This window comes from Salinicola sp. JS01 (assembly GCF_030284585.1).
Taxonomy (GTDB): Bacteria; Pseudomonadota; Gammaproteobacteria; order Pseudomonadales; family Halomonadaceae; genus Salinicola.
In genome coordinates, this window is sequence record NZ_CP127244.1 from 692,379 (window position 1) to 712,396 (window position 20,018).

At 68.2% G+C, this 20,018-nt stretch carries 11 protein-coding genes; 9 read left to right on the top strand and 2 right to left on the bottom strand.

The window, feature by feature from the left end:
- Positions 1–281: 281 nt before the first annotated feature.
- The 8 genes from glgA (at position 282) to glgB (ending at position 14,802) form a co-directional block, all read left to right on the top strand.
- Positions 282–1,775: a glycogen synthase GlgA gene (glgA, locus tag QO259_RS03310; RefSeq protein ID WP_285951784.1), complete on the top strand. Its 1,494-nt coding sequence runs from the start codon at positions 282–284 to the stop codon at positions 1,773–1,775.
- A complete protein-coding gene (locus tag QO259_RS03315; RefSeq protein ID WP_285951785.1) occupies positions 1,772–3,061 on the top strand; it encodes an alpha amylase C-terminal domain-containing protein in 1,290 nt (429 codons plus the stop codon). Before glgA ends, QO259_RS03315 begins: the two co-directional genes overlap by 4 nt.
- Positions 3,058–4,884, top strand: coding sequence for a malto-oligosyltrehalose trehalohydrolase (gene treZ, locus QO259_RS03320; RefSeq protein ID WP_285951786.1), 1,827 nt, complete (start codon positions 3,058–3,060; stop codon positions 4,882–4,884). Before QO259_RS03315 ends, treZ begins: the two co-directional genes overlap by 4 nt.
- Positions 4,881–6,983, top strand: a complete 2,103-nt coding sequence (malQ, locus tag QO259_RS03325) for a 4-alpha-glucanotransferase (RefSeq protein WP_285951787.1) — start codon at positions 4,881–4,883, stop codon at positions 6,981–6,983. The genes treZ and malQ overlap by 4 nt, the downstream gene beginning before the upstream one ends.
- The gene (gene treY / locus QO259_RS03330; RefSeq protein ID WP_285951788.1) at positions 6,980–9,631 is read left to right on the top strand and encodes a malto-oligosyltrehalose synthase; all 2,652 of its coding nucleotides are present in this window, start codon (positions 6,980–6,982) and stop codon (positions 9,629–9,631) included. Before malQ ends, treY begins: the two co-directional genes overlap by 4 nt.
- A gap of 116 nt (positions 9,632–9,747) precedes the next feature.
- Positions 9,748–10,194 (top strand): DUF2934 domain-containing protein, encoded by a 447-nt coding sequence (locus QO259_RS03335; RefSeq protein WP_285951789.1) that lies wholly within the window; start codon positions 9,748–9,750, stop codon positions 10,192–10,194.
- A gap of 117 nt (positions 10,195–10,311) precedes the next feature.
- Positions 10,312–12,534: a glycogen debranching protein GlgX gene (glgX, locus tag QO259_RS03340; RefSeq protein ID WP_285951790.1), complete on the top strand. Its 2,223-nt coding sequence runs from the start codon at positions 10,312–10,314 to the stop codon at positions 12,532–12,534.
- A gap of 45 nt (positions 12,535–12,579) precedes the next feature.
- Positions 12,580–14,802, top strand: a complete 2,223-nt coding sequence (gene glgB, locus QO259_RS03345) for a 1,4-alpha-glucan branching protein GlgB (protein WP_285951791.1) — start codon at positions 12,580–12,582, stop codon at positions 14,800–14,802.
- 114 nt (positions 14,803–14,916) lie between these two features.
- Here the strand turns inward: glgB and treF are convergent, their stop codons facing one another.
- Together treF and QO259_RS03355 are read right to left on the bottom strand one after the other, a co-directional pair.
- Positions 14,917–16,476, bottom strand: a complete 1,560-nt coding sequence (treF, locus tag QO259_RS03350; RefSeq protein ID WP_285951792.1) for an alpha,alpha-trehalase TreF — start codon at positions 16,474–16,476, stop codon at positions 14,917–14,919.
- A gap of 39 nt (positions 16,477–16,515) precedes the next feature.
- Positions 16,516–17,280, bottom strand: coding sequence for an SDR family NAD(P)-dependent oxidoreductase (locus tag QO259_RS03355; protein WP_035476059.1), 765 nt, complete (start codon positions 17,278–17,280; stop codon positions 16,516–16,518).
- A gap of 228 nt (positions 17,281–17,508) precedes the next feature.
- Here QO259_RS03355 and QO259_RS03360 point away from each other — a divergent pair, with 228 nt between their 5' ends.
- The gene (locus QO259_RS03360) at positions 17,509–19,746 is read left to right on the top strand and encodes a mechanosensitive ion channel family protein (protein ID WP_285951793.1); all 2,238 of its coding nucleotides are present in this window, start codon (positions 17,509–17,511) and stop codon (positions 19,744–19,746) included.
- Positions 19,747–20,018 lie beyond the last annotated feature (272 nt).

Here is a 20,018-nt window from a genome sequence, read left to right on the forward strand (position 1 = left end):
AGGCCGCATCGTGCTGGCATCGTCAAGGTGTCACGTCAATGCGCTATTGGTCTGGCTCGCGCCTCGCGTTCGAGGGGTTAACACCGGTTATCGCAGGTGGCAGGCGCGAGCGCGCAGGATCAGGGTGCGGCCCAGGTCGTCAATGCAGGCTGACGCAGGTTTTCGGGAGGCTTTACATGGTAAAGGCCGCGGTTCAGGGAAGAAGAGCCCAACACGATGACCCGAGCGAGCGGCCTCACTCCCGTGACTCCGTGCCGCACGGGTCGAGTACGCAGACGTCCTTGCCGCGACTGCGGCCGGTCGCCCCCGGGCGCGACCGGCGCGTGCTGTTCGTCACCACCGAGATCGCCGATTTCATCAAGGCGGGCGGGCTCGGCGATGTCTCCGCGGCGCTGCCGCGTGCGCTGAAGCCGGGGTACGATGTGCGCGTACTGATGCCCGGCTACCGGCAGATCCTGAGCGCCGGCAAGCCTATCGTAAAGGTGGCGCAGCTACCCGCCAGTCACGCACTGCCGGCCTGTGAGATCGGACGCCTGGTGTGCGATGACGGGCTGATCGTCTATCTGGTGCTGTGCCCGTCGCTCTACGATCGGGATGGCAACGCCTACGGTGACGACTTTGGCGTCGGCTGGGCCGATAACGACATCCGCTTCGCGCGTCTGGCCCTGGCCGCCGCCGAGATCGTCAACGATCCCACGCTGCTCGGGTGGCAGGTGGATCTTTTGCATCTCAACGACTGGGCCACCGGGCTCGCTGCCGGTTATGTCCGCTGGCTCGGGCGGCGCTACGTGCCTTCGGTCTACACCATCCACAATCTTGCCTACCAGGGGGTGTTCGGGGCCGATCGTCTGGAGCCCCTGGGCATCCCGCCGAGCGCCTTCCACATCGATGGCGTCGAGTATTACGGCCAGCTCTCGTTCATGAAAACGGGACTCTCCTATGCCTCCCACGTCACCACCGTCAGCAACAACTACGCCCGCGAGATCACCACGCCGGAGTTCGGCTGCGGGCTGGATGGGCTGCTCGCCAAGCGCGCCCTCGAGGGGCGTCTCAGCGGCCTGCTCAACGGTATCGATGACCGCTGGGACCCGCGCCACGATACCCATCTGTCGCCCAATTTCGGCATCAACGACTGGCACGGCAAGCGTGCCAACACCCAACGCGTGCGGCGCATGTTCGGCCTCGACCCGAGCGGCGGGCCGCTGTTTGCGGTGGTCTCCCGGCTGGTGGCCCAGAAGGGGCTCGATCTCACCTGCGAGATCGCCGACACCCTGGTCGGTGCCGGTGGGCAGCTGGTGGTGATCGGGCGCGGTGAATATGCCATCGAGCAGTCCCTGGTGGCCCTGGCGGCGCGCTATCCCGGCCAGATCGGGGTCAATATCGGTTTCGACGAGGGCGAGGCGCGCCAGATCTATGCCGGCAGTGACTTCCTGCTGATGCCGTCACGCTTCGAACCCTGCGGCCTGAGCCAGCTCTACGCCCAGCGCTTCGGCTCGCTGCCGATCGCCCACCGTACCGGCGGTCTTGCCGACACCATTCAGGACGGCATCAATGGGCTACTGTTCGACGAGATGACCCTGGAGGCGTACCGCGCCACGCTGCGCCGTGCCTTCGACCTGTTCCACGCCACCGACCTGTTCTACGCCATGCGCCGTGCCGCCATGGCCGGGCGCCTGCACTGGCGTCAGGCCGTGGTGCCTTATCGCCGGCTCTACGCCGAGCTGCTGGCGGAGACCACGCCCGCTGTCGGCAGCTACCCCGGTGGCGTCCGATGAGTGGCGTCGGCAGCGGTGCGACCGCCACCGCCGCGGCCTATGATTTCGGTGCCCTGCGCTGGTGGCTGATGGCGTCGATGGCGCCTCCGCCGGGGGTACCCGACGACAGCGACTGGCGCTGGGACGACGGCGACTGGATGCGGGTACGCGGGGCGCGCCACCAGGGGGATCTGCCGCTCGCCTTCTACTGCCTCGATGCCGCCGAGTGGTACGCCTCGCGCTTCTCGCCGCCGCTGCGCTGGGACGCCCTGATCCAGGAGCTGGTGCCCTACGTGGCGGATCTCGGCTTTACCCATGTCGCCTTCGATGCGGCGCTGCTTGACGAAGGCGACGCTACGATCCGCGGTGTGGTCGAAACCTGTCATATCGCGGGTGTCGGGGTGGTGGTGAGCCAGCCCACGGGCACGGCCCAGCGCCTCGAGCGCTGCCGTCGGCTGCACGTCGACGGCGTGTACACGCCGACCGACGAGTACCAGGCCGGCTGCTGCCGGCTATTCGTCGATGACGGTCGTGCCGATGTGATCCTGGCTTTCCGGCCTGCCTGGCAGGCGGCGTTGAGCGACTATCTGGCGCGTCCGCCGCTGTCGCGCTGTCGCCATCACGCCCAGTGGATCGCGGCGCTGACGCCGGCGCCCAGAGGGCGCGCGCTGCTGGGGCAGATGCCGGCGCCGGGGATGTCACTGGGGACATGGCGCCAACGCGTGCACGGTGACGCCTGGCAACGTTTCGCCAATCTGCGGGCGGCACTCGGCATGATGTGGGCGCTGCCCGGCGAGAAGTGGCTGGGGATGGGCGTCGAGCTGGGCCAGGTGCTGGCCGAGCACTTCCCCGAGGCGATCCACTGGCCGCTGCTGTTCGAGAGCCGCCACGCCGGGATGCTGCGGCTGGTGGCCGATCTCAACCGGCTCTATGTCAACGAGCCGGCGCTGCAGATCCGCGACGACGGCGACAACGGCTTCGAATGGCTAGTGCCCGACGATGGCCACAACAGCGTGGTGGTATTTGCGCGGCATGCCGACAGCGGCCACGCGGCACTGATCTGCGTCAGCAACTTCCAGGCCTGCGTGCATCAGACCTATCGCTTCGGTGTCCCGGCGGGCGGGCGCTGGCGCGAGATCTTCAACAGCGACAGCGTCTTCTACGCCGGTAGCAACGTGGGCAACGGGCGCACCCTCAGGGCCTGCCCCGAGCCCAGTCATGGCCAGGCGCAGTCGCTGACGCTGACGGTGCCACCGATGGCCACGCTCTTTCTACGCCATGAAGTCTGGCATGGAGACACCCCATGAGTGCGCCATCAGTTCCTGCTGCGTCGGACGCCGCTGCCGCGACCTTCGCGCCGCGCTACGGCGCCCACTGCGACCCGGCGGGCGGTGTCAGCTTCCGCCTCTGGGCGCCGAGTGCCGTGCGGGTGATGCTGGAGTGCGAAGGGCAGGCGCCGGTCACGATGGCACAGGCCGAGGCAGGCGAGTTCGTCGCCCGGCTCGACTGCGCGGTGGGCAGCGCTTACCGCTACCGCGTCTTCGTCGCTGACGACGACACCGGGCTCGCGGTGCCCGACCCTGCGTCGCGGGCGCTGCGCGACGGGGTCGACGGCTGGTCGCTGGTGGTCGACCCCGGCGCCTACGTCTGGCAGCAGCCGGACTGGCGCGGTCGCCCCTGGGAAGAGAGCGTGATCTACGAGGTGCATCTCGGCGCCATCGGCGGCATGGCCGGGCTCGAGCGGCGGCTGCCGGCGCTGGTCGAGCTCGGGGTCACGGCGATCGAACTGATGCCGCTGGCCGAGTGTCCGGGCAATCGCAACTGGGGCTACGACGGCGTGCAGCCCTACGCCGTGGCCTCCTACTACGGTACCCCGCAGGCGTTCCAGGCGCTGGTGGACACCATCCACGCCCATGGTCTGATGGTGTTCGTCGACGTCGTTTACAACCACTTCGGACCCGACGGCAACTATCTACCCCACTATGCCGAGGCGTTCTTCCGGGACGACGTCAGCACGCCCTGGGGCGCGGCGATCGATTTCCGGCGCCCTCAGGTGCGCCGTTTCTTCATCGACAATGCGCTGATGTGGCTGCTCGACTATCGCGTCGATGGCCTGCGCTTCGATGCGGTGCACGCCATCGGCGACCGCGACTTCCTGCTCGAGATGGCCGCGACTTTGCGGGCGCGAGCCGGCGGCGCGCGTCACGTGCATCTGATGCTGGAGAACGAGCACAACCAGGCGAGCCTGCTCGGCGGTGACGCCTACAGCGCCCAGTGGGCCGACGACTGGCACAACGTGATGCATGTGCTGCTGACCGGCGAGTCGCAGGGCTATTACGCCGATTTCGTCGGCGACGCCACGACCAAGCTCGCCACCGCGATGGGCGAGGGGTTCGTCTTTCAGGGGCAGGCCACGCGCAAGGGCGAATCGCGCGGTGAGCCAAGCGCCGGGCTGGCGCCGACAGCCTTCATCGACTTTCTGCAGAATCATGACCAGATCGGCAACCGCGCTCTCGGCGAGCGCCTGAGTCAACTGGCCGATGCCGACGCCCTCGCCGCCGCCACGCTGCTGCTGCTGCTGTCGCCCAAGATTCCACTGCTGTTCATGGGCGAGGAGTGGGGCTCGCGGCGGCCTTTTCTGTTCTTCACCGACCATCGCGATGCGCTGGCCGATGCGGTGCGCGAGGGGCGCCGGCGTGAGTTCGCCGAGTTCGCTGCCTTCGAGGATCCGGCCCAGCGCGAGCGCATCCCCGATCCCAATGCCCAGAGCACCTTCACCGCTGCCTGTCTCGACATGGCCGAGGCCGAGCGTCCCGAGCATCGCGCTCAGCGCGAGCGCTTCACCGCCTGGCTGGGATTGCGCCATGCCTGGGTGGTGCCGCGCCTGGCCGGTGCCCGGGCTAAGGGCAGCGAGGTGATCGGTGAGGCCGCGGTGGATGCCTGTTGGCAGCTGGGCGACGGCAGTACCCTGCGTATCGCTATCAATCTGGGGCAGGCCGCGGTGAGTCTCGCCGTTTCGGCACCGCTGCTGGCTGCCTCGCACGCCGACGTGAGCGCGGCGCTGAGCGCCGGGCAGCTGCCGGCGCGGCGCTGCGCGGTGTGGCTGGATGCTCGGGAGAGCACGCCATGAGCGCGCACGCCACCGAAGACGCCTCACTGCGGACCCTGGCCGAAGCGGTCGGGCTGGTTCTCGAGTGGGAAGCCAGCGACGGCAGCACCTGTACGCTCGATGCCGCGCGCCAGCGTGAGATGCTGACGCGGCTGGGGTGGCCAGCGGCAGATGCCGTCGAGGTGAGCGAGAGCCTCGCCCGCTGGCGCGCGCAGAGCGCGCCCTACACCTGGCCTGCGCTGCCGTCGCTGCTGATCGCCGATGCCGATGTGGCTTTCCCGCTGCCGCTCGTCCAGGCCGCAGGGCTCGGCTTCACCCTGCGTCTGGAGAGCGGTGAGACGCTGGGCGGTGAGCTCGATGCGGCGGGCTGTCTGCCGCCGATCGACGCCTGCGGCTACCACCGCCTGACCCTATCTGGTAGTAGCGGCGAGCGGCTCACGCGGACCCTGGCGGTAGCCCCTGCGCGCTGCTTCACGCCCGCCGACGTGCGCGCCGAGGGGGCTGCGGCACGGCTCTGGGGCGTGGCGGTGCAGCTCTATTCGCTCAGGCGCGAGGGCGATACCGGGATTGGCGATCTGCAAGCGCTCGACGAGCTGTGCGCCGGGCTTGCCGAGCAGGGCGCGGATGCGGTGGCCGTCAGCCCGATCCATGCCCTGTTCGCGGCCGACCCCCAGCGCTACAGCCCCTACGCCCCCTCCAGCCGGCTGTTCTACAACGTCTGGCACGCGGCCCCCGAATGCGTCTTCGATGCCGCCACCGTGGCCTGGGCGGCAGCGCCGGATCGCGCGGCGCTGGCCCAGCGCTCGCAGGCGGCACTGATCGACTGGCCGGCCAGCGTCGCGCTCAAGCAGGCGCAGCTCGAGCGCCTTTACCATCATGTGATGGAAGCCGAGGAGACCCAGCACTGGCAGGCGCAGTTCGAGGCCTTCTGCGAGCAGGGCGGAGAGGCGCTCGAGCGCCACTGTCGCTTCGAGGTGCTCCAGGCCGAAGCCCAGGAGCGCGATTGGCGACACTGGCCGTCGGCGTGGCGCGATCCGCGTAGCGCCGAGGTGGAAGCCTTCGCCGACAGTCATGTCGAGGCGGTGCGGTTTGCCGCCTTTCTGCAGTGGCTGATGGCCGCCGGGCTCGAGCGGGTGCAGCAGCGCGCATGCGAGGCCGGCATGGCGATCGGTCTGATCGCCGATCTGGCGGTGGGGGTCGACCCCTGTGGTAGCCAGGCGTGGAGTTTCCCCGGTGAGCTGTTGACCGAGTTCAGCGTCGGTGCGCCACCGGATGCGTTCAATGCCCGCGGCCAGGACTGGGGCGTGGCGGCGTTCTCACCGAGTGGGCTGGTGCACTCCGGCTATCAAGGCTTCATCGCCATGCTGCGCGCCGGTTTCGCCCATGCCGGCGGCCTGCGTATCGACCATATTCTGGGGCTCTCGCGGCTGTGGCTGATCCCCCAGGGCGAACCCGCCGACCACGGCGCCTATCTGCGCTTCCCCCTCGACGATCTGCTGCGACTGGTCTCACTCGAATCCTGGCGCCATCGCGCGATCGTGATCGGCGAGGACCTGGGTACGGTGGAGGCGGGGCTGCGCGACAAGCTCGCCAGCCGCGGGGTGCTGGGTATCGGCGTGCTCTGGTTCGAACGCGACGGCGACGACTTCCTGGCCGCCTCGGCGTGGCGTCAGGGCGTGCTGGCCACCACCACCACCCATGATCTGCCGACGGTGGCCGGCTGGTGGCAGGGGCGTGATCTCGACTGGCGCGAACGGCTGGGGCTATTCGGCGAGGGTGAGACCCGGGCCGCCCTCGATGCCGAGCGCCAGCGTGACCGGGCGCGGCTTGCCGCGGTCTGTGGCATCGCCGAGACGGCCGCGCCGGCCACGGTGGTGGATGCCGCGCTCGGCCATATCGCCGCCACCCCGACCCCGCTGGCCCTGCTGCCGCTGGAGGATCTGCTGGCACTGACCGAGCAGCCCAATCTGCCCGGGACCGTGGATGAACACCCCAACTGGCGTCGCCGGCTACCGCTGCCGATGGCGCAACTGGTGACTCAGGATGCGTTGCGGCGCCGCCTGGCGCAGATACACGACCTGCGCGGTCACGCCGGGTCACGACAAGGAGTGTCATCATGAGACCGATCCGGGCTACGGTGCGGCTACAGCTGCACGCCGGGTTCGACTTTGCCGCCGCGCGCGATCAGGTCGACTACTACGCCGCGCTCGGCGTCAGCCACTACTATCTTTCACCGATTCTGACCTCGCGGCCCGGCTCGACCCACGGCTACGATGGCGTCGACCCGACCCGCATCGATCCCGAGCTGGGCGGTGAGGCGGAGCTGGCGGCACTGGTCGAGGCGCTGCACGCCCGCGGCATGGGCATCGTCGCCGACATCGTGCCCAACCATCTGGCGATCGGTGCGGACAATCCCTGGTGGCAGGACATGCTCGCCCGCGGCCGCGCCAGCGAGTTCGCCGACTGCTTCGACGTCGACTGGGGCCGCGCCGATCTCGACGGCAAGCTGCTGCTGCCGTTGCTGGGCGAGCGCTATGTGGACGTGCTCGCCGCGGGCGAGCTGACGCTTGACTGGTCGGCGGCGGCGCAGCGCTTCGAGGTGCGCTATCACGAGCACCGCTTCCCCATCGATCCGGCCCACAGCGCGGCGCTGTTCGCCTTGGGTGGGGTCGAGACGTTCGAGTCGGAAGCCGCAGAGCCCGACGCCGTACAGGCAGCACTGGCGGCGTTCGACAGCCGTCACGAGAGCGGCCGCGCGCGGCTGCACGGGCTGCTCGAACGTCAGGCCTATCGGCTGGCCTACTGGCGCAGCGCCAACGATGCGCTCAACTGGCGGCGCTTTTTCGATATCACCGAGCTGGCCGGGGTGCGCGTCGAGGATTCACGCGTGTTCGCGCTGTGCCACGACACCGTGCTGGGGCTGGTGGCGCGGGGCTGGATAGACGGTCTGCGTGTCGATCATATCGATGGCCTGGTCGATCCACGCGGCTATGCGCAGCGTCTGCGCGAGCGTCTGGATGCCATCGCCGCCGAGCGCGATGAGACGCGCATCCCGCTCTACGTGGAGAAGATTCTCGCCGGCCACGAAGCGCTGCACAGCGACTGGGGTGTCGATGGCACCACCGGCTACGAGTTTCTCGACGTGGTCTCCGGCGTGCAGCACGACCCCGCGGGGGAGGCGCCGTTCGCCGCGCTGTGGCGCGAGGTGAGCGGACGCAGCGGCGACTTCGCCGCCGAGGTCGCCGCTGCCCGTCGCGAGATGCTGGCCGGCCCGCTATGCGCGGAGTTCGAGCGCTGTATCGCCGCCCTCTGCGCCCTGGCGCGCCACCTGCCGGCGACGCGCGAGCTGAGCGAGCCTGCGCTGCGCCGCGTGCTCGGCGCGCTGGCGATCGGCTATCCGGTCTATCGCAGCTACGCCGATCGCCACGGCCGCCCGCAGGCCGACGCCGCCGATTTCGACCACGCTCTCGAGAGCGCCCGCGCCCGGCTCAGTGCGGCCGACGCCGTCTGGCTGGCGACCCTCGACGACTGGCTCGGCGGGGTCGCCCCGGAGACGCTCGAGGCGCCCGAGCAGGCGCTGCGTCTGCGCGCCATCGCTACCTTCCAGCAGCTCACCTCGCCGCTGGCGGCCAAGGCGGTGGAAGATACCGCCGGCTATCGCAGCGCGGTGCTCCTGTCGCGCAACGACGTCGGCTGCGAGGGGGCCCACTTCGCCTACCCGGTGGCCCGGCTGCATGCGGCCAACCGCGCGCGCCTGGCGCGCTTCCCGCAAAACCTGCTGGCCACCGCGACCCATGACCACAAGCGTGGGGAGGACGTGCGCGCACGCCTGGCCGCACTGAGCGAGTGCCAGGATCTGATCCCGCGCCTGCGTGAGCTCGCTGACGATGCGCGCCTGGGCGCGGCGGGCGTCAGCGGTGGCGATCGTCTGATGCTGTTGCAGATATTGCTGGCGGCCTGGCCGCTGAATCTTCCGGCCGATGACCGCGACGGCCTGGCGGCGTTTGCCGAGCGGGTGATGGCGTGGCAGCAGAAGGCGCTGCGCGAGGCCAAGCTGCACAGCCACTGGCTGGCCCCCGATGCGGCCTATGAGGAAGCCGCGGCAGCAGCGCTACAGCGCGCCCTGGATGGCGGCGAGCTGACCCTGGAGCTGGCGGCGCTGGCGGCGGTGCTCGACCTGCCCGGGGCGATCAACGGTCTGGCCCAGGCCGCGCTCAAGCTGTGTGCCCCGGGGGTACCGGATCTCTATCAGGGCACCGAGTTCTGGGACCAGTCGCTGGTCGATCCGGACAACCGCCGCCCGGTGGATATGCCCGCGCGGCGTGCGGCGCTCGAGGCTGATGCCACGCCGACGGCGGCCTGGGCGCGGTGGCGCGATGGCGCGGTCAAGCAGACGCTGATCCGTCGCCTGCTGGCACTGCGCGCCGAGTGGCCGGCGCTGTTTCTCGACGGCGACTATATGCCTCTCGGGGTCACCGGCCAGCGCGCCGAGCATGTCATCGCGCTGGCCCGGCGCAGCGCTGACGCCACCCTGGTGCTGGTGGTGCCGCGCCTGCCGCGGGCGCTGCTGGGCGCGGCCGATGGCACGACGCTGGGGTGGGGAGATACTCGCGTCGAACTCGCCGCGCTGGGGCTCGAAGGTACCGGGGTGGCGTGTCTGAACGCGACCTCCGCGCCAGCCGATGGTCTGGCGCTTTCGACCCACCTGGCCGATTTCCCCTGTGGCGCCTGGCTGTGGCACGCCACGCCGGCAGCCGCGACGCCATGAGGGCGGCCTCCTGCGTTGGAGCCGCTACGCTTGAAGAGCGGGTCGGCCACCGACCCATGATCACCGCGAGGCAGGGATCGCCTCATTTTCGTCAATTCGTTTAGGGAGAGATCGTCATGAGCAACCGTGAGCAAAGAGTCAGAATGCTGGCCTACCGGATCTGGGAGTCGGAAGGACGACCGGAGGGGCAGGAAGCGCGCCACTGGGCCATGGCCGAGCGCATCGTCGAGGCCGAGAACGCGCGCGAGGAGGAGCAGACGTGGGAGCCGGCACACGAGGAGTCGCCCATCTTCGAGGGCGAGGAGCTGCCGCTGGAGGCCGACGAGCAGGGTATCGACGAGCAGCGTCTGCCGCTGGACGATCCCGAGACCGAAGCGCTGAAGGAGGAGGACACCGGCGTCGAGGTGCATCCGGTCCAGTCGCCGGCGAAGCCCGCGCCGCGCAAGCCTAGCGCCAAGAAGCCCGCAGCCAAGAAGCCCGCAGCCAAGCCGGCGTCCGATGCCTCGGCCAAGCCCAAGACGCCGCGCGCGCGCAAGCCACGCAAGCCCGACGACGGCGCCTGAGGCTGACGACATTCAGGCCGAGATCGAGACGCACCCGATCGTCACGACGCTGGCCGTCGAGTCGACCCGTACAGGCAGTATCCAGACAACGCCCAAGGTTCTCCCGGAGAGTCATGCATGAGACAGAATGAGTACGACAATGGCGCCCGGTTCGAGGTCGACCTGCGCGGCGGAGAGGCAGAGAGCAGCGGCATCGCGATCCAGGGGGGCGTGGTGCAGAGTTCGCGTATCCAGGAAGGGCTGCCGTATCCGCTGGGCGCGACCTGGGACGGCCTGGGCGTCAACTTCGCGCTGTTTTCGGCCAGCGCCACTCGGGTCGAGCTATGCCTGTTCGATGAAAGTGGCGAGCACGAGGTCGAGCGTATCTCGCTGCCGGAGTACACCGACGAGGTGTGGCACGGCTACCTGCCCGACGCGCGGCCGGGCCAGCTCTACGGCTATCGCGTGCACGGCCCGTACGACCCGCAGGCCGGGCACCGCTTCAACCCGAACAAGCTGCTGATCGACCCCTATGCCAAGCAGCTGGTGGGCGAGCTGGTATGGGACGATGCGCTCTACGGCTACACCATCGGTCACGAGGAGGGCGACCTGAGTTTCGACGAGCGCGACAGTGCGCCCTTCATGCCGCGCTGTCGGGTGATCGACCCTGCCTTCACCTGGGGCCGCTCGACCGAGATCCTGGTGCCGTGGAGCGACACCGTGATCTACGAGACCCATGTGCGCGGCTACACCATGCGCCACCCGGCGGTACCCGAGGAGCTGCGCGGTACCTTCTCGGGACTGGCAGTGCCGGAGGTGATCGACTATCTCAAGGCGCTGGGCATCTCGTCGCTGGAGCTGATGCCGATCCACGCCTTTGCCGACGACCGTCACCTGCAGGAGAATGGGCTGCACAACTACTGGGGCTACAACACCCTGGCCTTCTTCGTCCCGCACCCGCGCTATATGGCGACCGAGAACATCAGCGAGTTCAAGCAGATGGTGGCGCGCTACCACGCCGCCGACATCGAGGTGCTGCTCGACGTGGTCTACAACCACACCGCCGAGGGCAACGAGATGGGGCCGACGCTCTCGCTGCGCGGCATCGACAACGCCTCCTACTACCGCCTGATGCCCGATGAGCGGCGCCACTACATCAACGATACCGGCACCGGCAACACCCTCAATCTATCGCACCCACGGGTGCTGCAAATGGTCACCGACTCGCTGCGCTACTGGGCCCAGGAGATGCGGGTCGACGGCTTTCGTTTCGACCTGGCGACCATTCTGGGGCGCGAGGCCGATGGTTTCGACGAGGGCGGCGGGTTCCTCGACGCCTGCCGCCAGGACCCGCTGCTGTCGCAGTGCAAGCTGATCGCCGAACCCTGGGACTGCGGCCCCGGCGGCTATCAGGTGGGCAAGTTCCCGCCCGGCTGGGCGGAGTGGAACGACCGTTTCCGTGACGACATGCGCGCCTTCTGGCGCGGCGACGAGGGGCGTCTGGCGGCCTTCGCCAATCGTCTCACCGCCTCCGCCGATCTGTTCGATCACCGCGGGCGCAAGGCGTTCTCGTCGATCAACTTCATCACCGCCCACGACGGCTTCACCCTGCGCGATCTGGTCAGCTACAACGACAAGCACAACGAGGCCAACGGCGAGGATAACCGCGACGGGCATGACGACAACGTATCGTGGAACCACGGCGTGGAGGGCGAGACCGACGACGCCGAGATCCGCGCGCTGCGTATGCGTCAGATGCGCAACCTGCTGGCGACGTTGATTCTTTCCCAGGGTACGCCGATGCTGCTGGCCGGCGACGAGTTCGCGCGCACCCAAGGTGGCAACAACAACGCCTATTGCCAGGATAGCGAGATCGGCTGGGTCGACTGGAATCTCTCCGACGAGGGGCGCGAGCTGCTCGCCTTCACCCAGCAATTGATCCGCTTGCGCCGCCAGTACCCGATCCTGCAGCGTGGCCGCTTCATGAATGGCAAGCGCAACGAGACGCTCGATATCAAGGACGTCACCTGGCTCACCCCGGCGGCCGAGGAGATGACGGTCGACAACTGGCACGATGCCGAGGCCAAGGCGATCGGGGTGATTCTCAACGGTCACGCCCAGCCCACCGGTATCTGCCGCCTCGGCAACGACATCACGGTGCTGCTGGCGCTCAATGCCAGCGACGCCGACTGCGATTTCGTGCTGCCGGCGGTGCCGGGCGGCAGGGCCTGGGTGCGGCGCATCGATACCTTCGACCCGGCGGCGGCGGACGTGAGCTGCGAGATCGGCAGCGAGTATCGGGTCGCCACGCGCAGCCTGTCGCTGTTCGAGCTGCAGGAGAGCGACGATGCCGCAGCCTGATACCCGGCGACGCCCGCCGCCGCCATGCATCGACGAGGAGTGGGTATGACCCGCCGTGAATCAAGCTCAGCCCGAGCAGCGCATGCCGCGAGCCTCGCGGCCGCCGATCTGGAGGCGTTGGCGCGCGGCACCCTCGCCAATCCGTTCGCGCTGCTGGGCCCGCACGCGCGCGACGATGGCCAGGTCGAAGTGCGCGCTTACTTGCCCGGCGCCGAGTCGGTAACCCTGGTCTGTCGCGATAGTGATCGCTCACTGGGGGCGTGTCGGGCAGGGCCCATCGAGGGACTGTTCGTGGGCGAGCTGGCCGCACCGAGCGCCTACCGCCTGCGCATTCGCTGGCCCGACGGTGAACAGCTCTGCGCCGACCCCTACGCCTTTCCGCTGCTGCTTGGCGACATCGATCTGCATCTGCTCGGTGAGGGTACGCATCGGCGCCTGGGCGAGTGTCTGGGAGCCCAGGTGATGACCTGCGACGGCGTCGTCGGAGTGCGTTTCGCGGTGTGGGCGCCCAACGCCCAGCGCGTGGCGGTGGTGGGGGATTTCAACGGCTGGGACACCCGCCGCCACGGCATGCGCTGCCGCTATCCGGCAGGCGTGTGGGAGATCTTCATTCCCGCGCTCGGTGCCGGCGAGCGCTACAAGTTCGCGCTGATCGACGTCAACGGTGAGTCGTTGCTCAAGGCCGACCCGGTGGCGCTCTCCACCGAGGCGCCGCCGCTGACCGCCTCGGTGGTGGCGGACGCCACGCCCTTCGATTGGGGTGACGACGCTTGGCTTGCCCGCCGCGGCGAGCGTCAGGCGGCAGACGCCCCGATCTCGATCTACGAGCTGCATGTGAGCTCGTGGCGCAAGCACGGCGGTGACGAGGGCGAGATCTACCGCTGGCCCGACCTGATCGACACCCTGATCCCCTACGTGGTCGAGATGGGCTTTACCCATATCGAGCTGATGCCGATCATGGAGTATCCGTTCGGCGGCTCCTGGGGCTATCAGCCGCTGTCGCTGTTCGCGCCCAGCGGACGCTTCGGCACGCCGGCCGAGTTCGCCGCCTTCATCGATGCCTGTCACCGGGCCGGCATCGGCGTGCTGCTCGACTGGGTACCCGGTCACTTCCCCTCCGACCCGCATGGACTCGCGCGCTTCGACGGCACTGCGCTGTACGAGTACGCCCACCCGTTCGAGGGCTATCACCAGGACTGGAACACCTATATCTACAATCTGGGTCGACGCGAGGTGCACGGCTTCATGCTCGCCTCGGCCCTGCACTGGCTGCGGCATTTTCACATCGACGGGCTGCGCGTGGACGCGGTCGCTTCGATGCTCTATCGCAACTATTCGCGGCGCGAGGGTGAGTGGATTCCGAACCACCGCGGTGGTTCGGAGAACCTGGAGGCGATGGGTTTCCTGCAGCACCTCAACCAGGTGGTCGCCGAGGAGGTACCCGGGGCCGTGGTGATCGCCGAGGAGTCGACCGCCTGGCCCGGGGTCACCGCGCCGGTGGCAAACGACGGGCTGGGCTTCAGCTACAAGTGGAACATGGGCTGGATGCACGACAGCCTGAGCTACATGAGCCACGACCCGCTCTATCGCCGCTACCATCACGATCAGCTCACCTTCGGGCTGGTCTACGCCTTCAACGAGCGCTTCGTGCTGCCGATCTCGCACGACGAGGTGGTGCACGGCAAGGGCTCGCTGATCGACAAGATGCCCGGCGACGAGTGGCAGCGCTTCGCCAACCTGCGCGCCTACCTCGCTTTCATGTGGCTGCACCCGGGCAAGAAGCTGCTGTTCATGGGCTGCGAGTTCGCCCAGGGGCGGGAGTGGAGCCACGACCGCGAGCTGGACTGGTGGCTGCTGCAGTACCCCAGCCATGCCGGCATCCAGCGCTTGGTGCGCGACCTCAACGCTTTCTACCGCGAGCGTCCGGCGCTGCACGCCCGTGATACCGAGGCGGCGGGGTTCCGCTGGGTGATCGGCGACGACAACGTCAACAGCGTGTTCGCCTGGTGGCGTCTGGATGGTGACGGGCAGCGGGTGCTGGCGGTGGCCAACATGACCCCACGCACGCTGACCGGCTACCGCATCGGCGTGCCCGAAGCGGGGCACTGGGCCGAGCGCTTCAACTCCGATGCCGAGCACTATGGCGGCAGTAACATCGGTAACGCCGGTGGTCTCGAGAGTGAAGCGACGCCCTGCCACGGCGAGGCGCAGTCGCTGGTACTGACGCTGCCGCCGCTGGCGGTGGTCGCGCTGCTGCCGCCGGCGTGAGGTTCGCCCGGGCCGAGCCCCGGCCCGGGTGAGCGCTACCGCGCTCCGTGATCCGTCATAGATCCTAGGTTATGTACGAAAAGTCAGCGAGCGCAGGCCGTTTTCGTGTAAAGCCTAGCCGACGACCATGCCGTCACGCTGCGCCAGCAGCGCCCGGATGACTCCGTTGGTCCAGCCGAAGCCATCCTGCAGCGGGTACTCGCCGCCACCGGCGAATTCCGCCCCCGGGTAGAGCACGTACTTTTCCACCAGCTTGTGCTCGCGCCGATAGAGATCGTAGACCAGCGCCAGCCAGCGCTCGGCCAGATCCTCCGCCACGTCGTGGAACCCATAGTGGCGAAAGCCCTCGATCGCCATCCACTGCAGCGGCGCCCAGCCGTTGGGGTGGTCCCACTGTTGGCCGCTGTCGTTGATCTCGGTGGTGACCAGCCCGCCGGGGGCGAGCAGGCGCTGCGCCACCACGTTGACCACGCGCTCGGCCTGGCCGGGTGAGGCGAGCTGCAGGTAGAGCGGTACCACGCAGGCCGCGGTGAGATGGATGCTGCGGCAGCCGCGCTGCCAGTCGTAGTCGTAGTAGGCGCCGCGCTCCTCGCACCACAGATAGCGATCGATCGCCATGCGCCGGCGTTCGGCACGCTCGCGGTAGTGTCCGGCCTCGGACTCTTCGCCGACATCGGCGCACAGCTGCCCGAGCAGATACTCGAGGTGGTAGAGCAGCGAGTTGAGCTCGACCGGAATGAAGGCGGTGGTGCGGATGGTGTGCAGCTCGCGGGTATCGTCGAGCCAGCGGCCGCTGAAGTCCCAGCCGCTCTCGGCGCCGGCGCGCAGATCGCGGTAGACCTGCTCCGCCGGGCGCGACGAAGCCTGGGCCAGCTCGTAGTCCTCGCGATAGGACTCCTCGCGCGGGGTGGCGCGGTCGTCCCAGTGGCGGTTGAGCCAGCACTCGTCGTCGAGGCGCACGCAGCGGCGATGGGCCTCGCCAGGCTTGAGCTGGGCCTCGCCATGCATCCAGAAGGCATACTCGCGCTTGAGCTGCGGCAGGTAGTCGACCGCACGGCGCTGGCCGCGCTGTTCGAGCAGCGCCACCATCATCGAGAAGATCGGCGGCTGCGAGCGGCTGAGATAATAGCTGCGATTGCCGTTGGGCATGTGGCCGTAGCGTGCGATCAGATCGGCACAGTTGTCGGCCACCGCGCACAGCAGCCGATCCTCGCCACTGGCGGCGAGCCCCAGCATGGTGAAGTAGGAGTCCCAGTAGTAGAACTCGCGAAAGCGCCCGCCGGGCACCACATAGTCGTGGGAGAGCGAGAGCAGCGACGACCATAGCGGATGTTCGCGGGAGTTGCGCGTGAGTGCCGGCCACAGGCGGTCGATGTGGGTGACCATGTCGTCGCTGGTGTCCGCCTCGTAGCCGCTGCAGGCGATCGGGTCCTCCTCGAAGTGGGCATCGACGAAGGCGCGCAGATCGAAATCGGGGTTGTCGCGCTGGGCTTCGTAGGCCTGCATGATCTGCTGCGGCGGCACCCGCGGCACGCTGTCGGCGAAGGTTTTGGAGTCCTCGAACAGGTGCGCCAGCGCTACCGCTTCGAACAGCTCGCCGAAGCGGTCATGCGGGGTGACGGCGGCGTCGTGGTAGGTGTCCCGGTCGGTGGTGGCCTGGAGGCTTGTCGGCATCATCGCTCCTCTGCGGCACGCTCAGCGGTAAAAGTGAATCTACTCTTCATACTGCCAAAGTAGGCCCCCGTCTACCGGCAAGGACGTTCCGGTCATGTAATCGGCATCCTCTGAGGCGAGAAACGCCACCACCCCGGCGACGTCCTCCGAGCGCCCGAGGCGGTTTAACGGGATATTGCCGAGTAGATGCCTGAGCTTCTCGGGATCCTCGTCGAGGGCGCTGTTCATGGGTGTCTTGATCGCCCCGGGGGCGACGCCATTGACGGTGATCCCCAGCGGTGCCAGCTCGATCGCCAAATTGCGCGTGAGCATGCGCAGCCCGCCCTTGGCCAGGCAGTAGCTGGTAAAGCCAGGGAAGGGCAGATCCTCGTGCACCGAACTCAAGTTGATCACCCGCCCGCCGCGGCCGACACCGCGCAGATAGCGCACGAACGCCTGGGTGGTGAAGAATACTCCCTTGAGATTGGTATCGAGCACCTTGTCGTAGTCGGCCTCGGTCACCTCCCAGAAGGGCGCATCGATCTCCAGCCCGGCGTTGTTGACCAGAATATCGAGCCGTCCCAGCGCCTCGACGCTTTCGTCGATCAGCCGGCGGTTGGTCTCCACCTGGGAGATATCGCCGGTGACGATGGCGGCGCGGCGCCCGTGCCGACGCACGCGCTCGGCGGTCTCCTCGGCGCGCTCGGAAGGACGGCTGCCGCTGACCACGATATCGGCGCCCTCCTGGGCCAGGCGCTCGGCGATGGCGCGGCCGATGCCCTGAGTGCTGCCGGTGACCAGTGCTACCTTGCCTGCGAGACGCATGTGCTGCTCCTGCTGTGGGGACCGGGTGCGGTCCGCAACGTGGGTAAAGTCGTAAGGCCTGAGGAAATCGTAGGACTTGGGATTGAAGATAGAGCATCTGCGCCGATGGCGCGGCGATGCCGTGCTTCGGTAGGGCGCCGATGTGGTGCAGCGCCGCGCCGGCGGCGTTGTTCGTGCGCCGTGCGGATAGCATGATGGGATCCGGAAGAGACGACGACAGGAGTCACTGTGAGAGCATGGATACGAGGGGGCCTGGGCGTGCTGGTGGCGCTGCTGGTCGCGCTGAGCCAGCCGGTCATGGCGCAGTCCCTGGCCTCGCTGGTCGGGGCTGAGGAGAAGCGTGCGGCGACCTCGCAGGCGCCCAGCGCCCAGGAGTTGGAGAGTTCGCTGGACCAGATCATCGCCACGCTGGAGAACAGCGAGCAGCGCCAGGCCCTGCTCGAGAGCCTCAAGCAACTGCGCCAGGCCACCGCCGCCGAGGCCCAGGCCGAGCCTGCCGCCGGTGGCCTGCTGGGGGCGCTGGCGCAGTCGTTCTCGGTGCTCGAGCATGACGGTCTGGACAACCCGATCAACTACTGGGGCTATCGGGTCGAGCAGGCCGGCAACGATCTGGAGCGGCTCTGGGGTGACGGCGGGCGCGTGCCCATGGCGCTGCTCGATCTGCTCTGGGTCACCGCGCTGTGGGTCGGGGTGACGCTGGTGGTGTCGGCGCTGTGGCGCGCGCTGGTCAAGCGCCTGGGGCTGCTCTGGGCGCTGCCGCAGGAACCCACCACCTGGATGCTGGTGCGCCACCTGGCGCGGCGGGTGGTACCGCTGGCGCTGGGGTTCGGCGTGGCGCTGGTGGCGGTGCACCAGGCGACCTCGGATACCATCGGCGTCACCCTGGCCATGGTGATGGCCTATGTCACCCTGTGCGGGGCGGTGTTCGCCGCGGTGTGCGAGATCGTCTTCTCGCTGTTCGGCAGCGGGCATCGGCATACCGCGCTGCGTATCCTGCGCCAGCGCGGCGCGCCCTGGCTGTTCGCTCTCGGCGCGCTGGTGGCACTGGGCGACGCCTCCAACTCGGCCGCCGTGGTGGAGCCGCTGGGGCGCGGGCTGATGGCCTTCGTGTCACTGCTGGCCAACGTCTGCGCAGCGCTGCTGCTGGCGGCCTTCGTGCTGGTCTTCCGGCGGCCGTTCCGTCACCTGATGCGCAACCGCCCCTACACCCAACGTCAGGAGCGCCGCGCCACCACCGAGCTTCTGCGCCTGTTCAGCCGCATCTGGCACATTCCCATCCTGGTCATGGTGGTGGTCTCGCTGATCGCCATGGTGACCTCGGCCGAGGACTCGCGCAGCGCCTTCTTCCGTGCGCTGGTGACCGCGGGCATGATGATCGCCACGCTGGTGATCTCGGGGCTGATCCACCGTCAGCGCGAGAAGAGCCAGGACAAGCGCCTCTCGGAGTACTCGGCTCGCCTGATCCGCTTCGGCTTCACCCTGGCCCATCTGCTGGCCTGGCTGGTCTTTCTCGAACTGGCGATGCGGGTCTGGGGAACCTCGCTGTGGGCGGTGAGCGGCAGTGCCGGTATCGGCCAGCAGATCGCCCGCAGCGTGCTAGGGCTGGGGTTGACCTTTCTGGTCGCCTGGCTGGTGTGGATCCTGGCCGATACCGCGGTTCAGCACGCCCTGCGCAAGAGCAGCCGGCGCCACGGCCGGCGCGCCAACGCCAGTGCCCGGGCGCAGACGATCACGCCGCTGCTGCGCAATACCATCTTCGTCACCATTGCGGTGATCGCCGCGATCATCGCCCTGGCCAATCTCGGCGTGAACGTCACGCCGCTGCTGGCGGGGGCCGGGGTGATCGGCCTGGCGGTGGGTTTCGGCGCCCAGACCCTGGTGCAGGATCTGATCACCGGGCTGTTCATCCTGATCGAGGATTCGCTGGCGATCGACGATTTCGTCAACCTCGGCAGCCACATGGGTACGGTCGAGGCGCTGAGCATCCGTACCGTGAAGCTGCGCGACCTGGACGGCATCGTGCACATCATTCCGTTCAGTCAGATCCAGGGCATCCAGAACTACTCGCGTGAGTTCGGCATTGCGCTGCTGCGTATCCGCATCGGCCACCAGATGAAGATCGACGACGCGATCGAGACCATGCGCAGCATCGCCGACGAGCTGCGCAACGACCCGATGATGCGCCACCACATCTGGTCGCCGCTGGAGGTACAGGGGATCGAAAGCTTCGATGCCGGTGCCGCCATTCTGCGCATCCGCATGCGCACCGCGCCGGTCATGCAGTGGGACGTGGCGCGGGCGTTCAACCTGCGTCTCAAGCAGCGCTTCGACGAGCAGGGACTCGACCTGGGCATGCCGCGCATGAGCGTGGTGATGGAGGAGAGCCGGGCGGCGCGGGGTGACACACCGTCCGATGGCTCGCCGCGCGAGGCGATCACCAATCCCGGGGCGCCCGATCCGCAGTAAGGTGTGTCCAGTGCTAAGAACGCCTTTTACAACCGCTAGATGATGTGGGCTTGTCAGGCGGCAGGGCGTCGCGAGGGCGCTGAGCAGGGTGCGGTAACGGAGTGATCCGCGGGATTTGGCCAAAGTCGTGTTGCGAAAGCAGGGGTGTAAGGTAAATAATCGATGCCAACTTGCTACGCTGCGTCAGGATTCAAGTTTTTGTGTATCCGGACGATAACGCAGGGTAACGATCGCCACCGGCGTGGGCGCGCGGTGGCCACCAGGCAACGAAC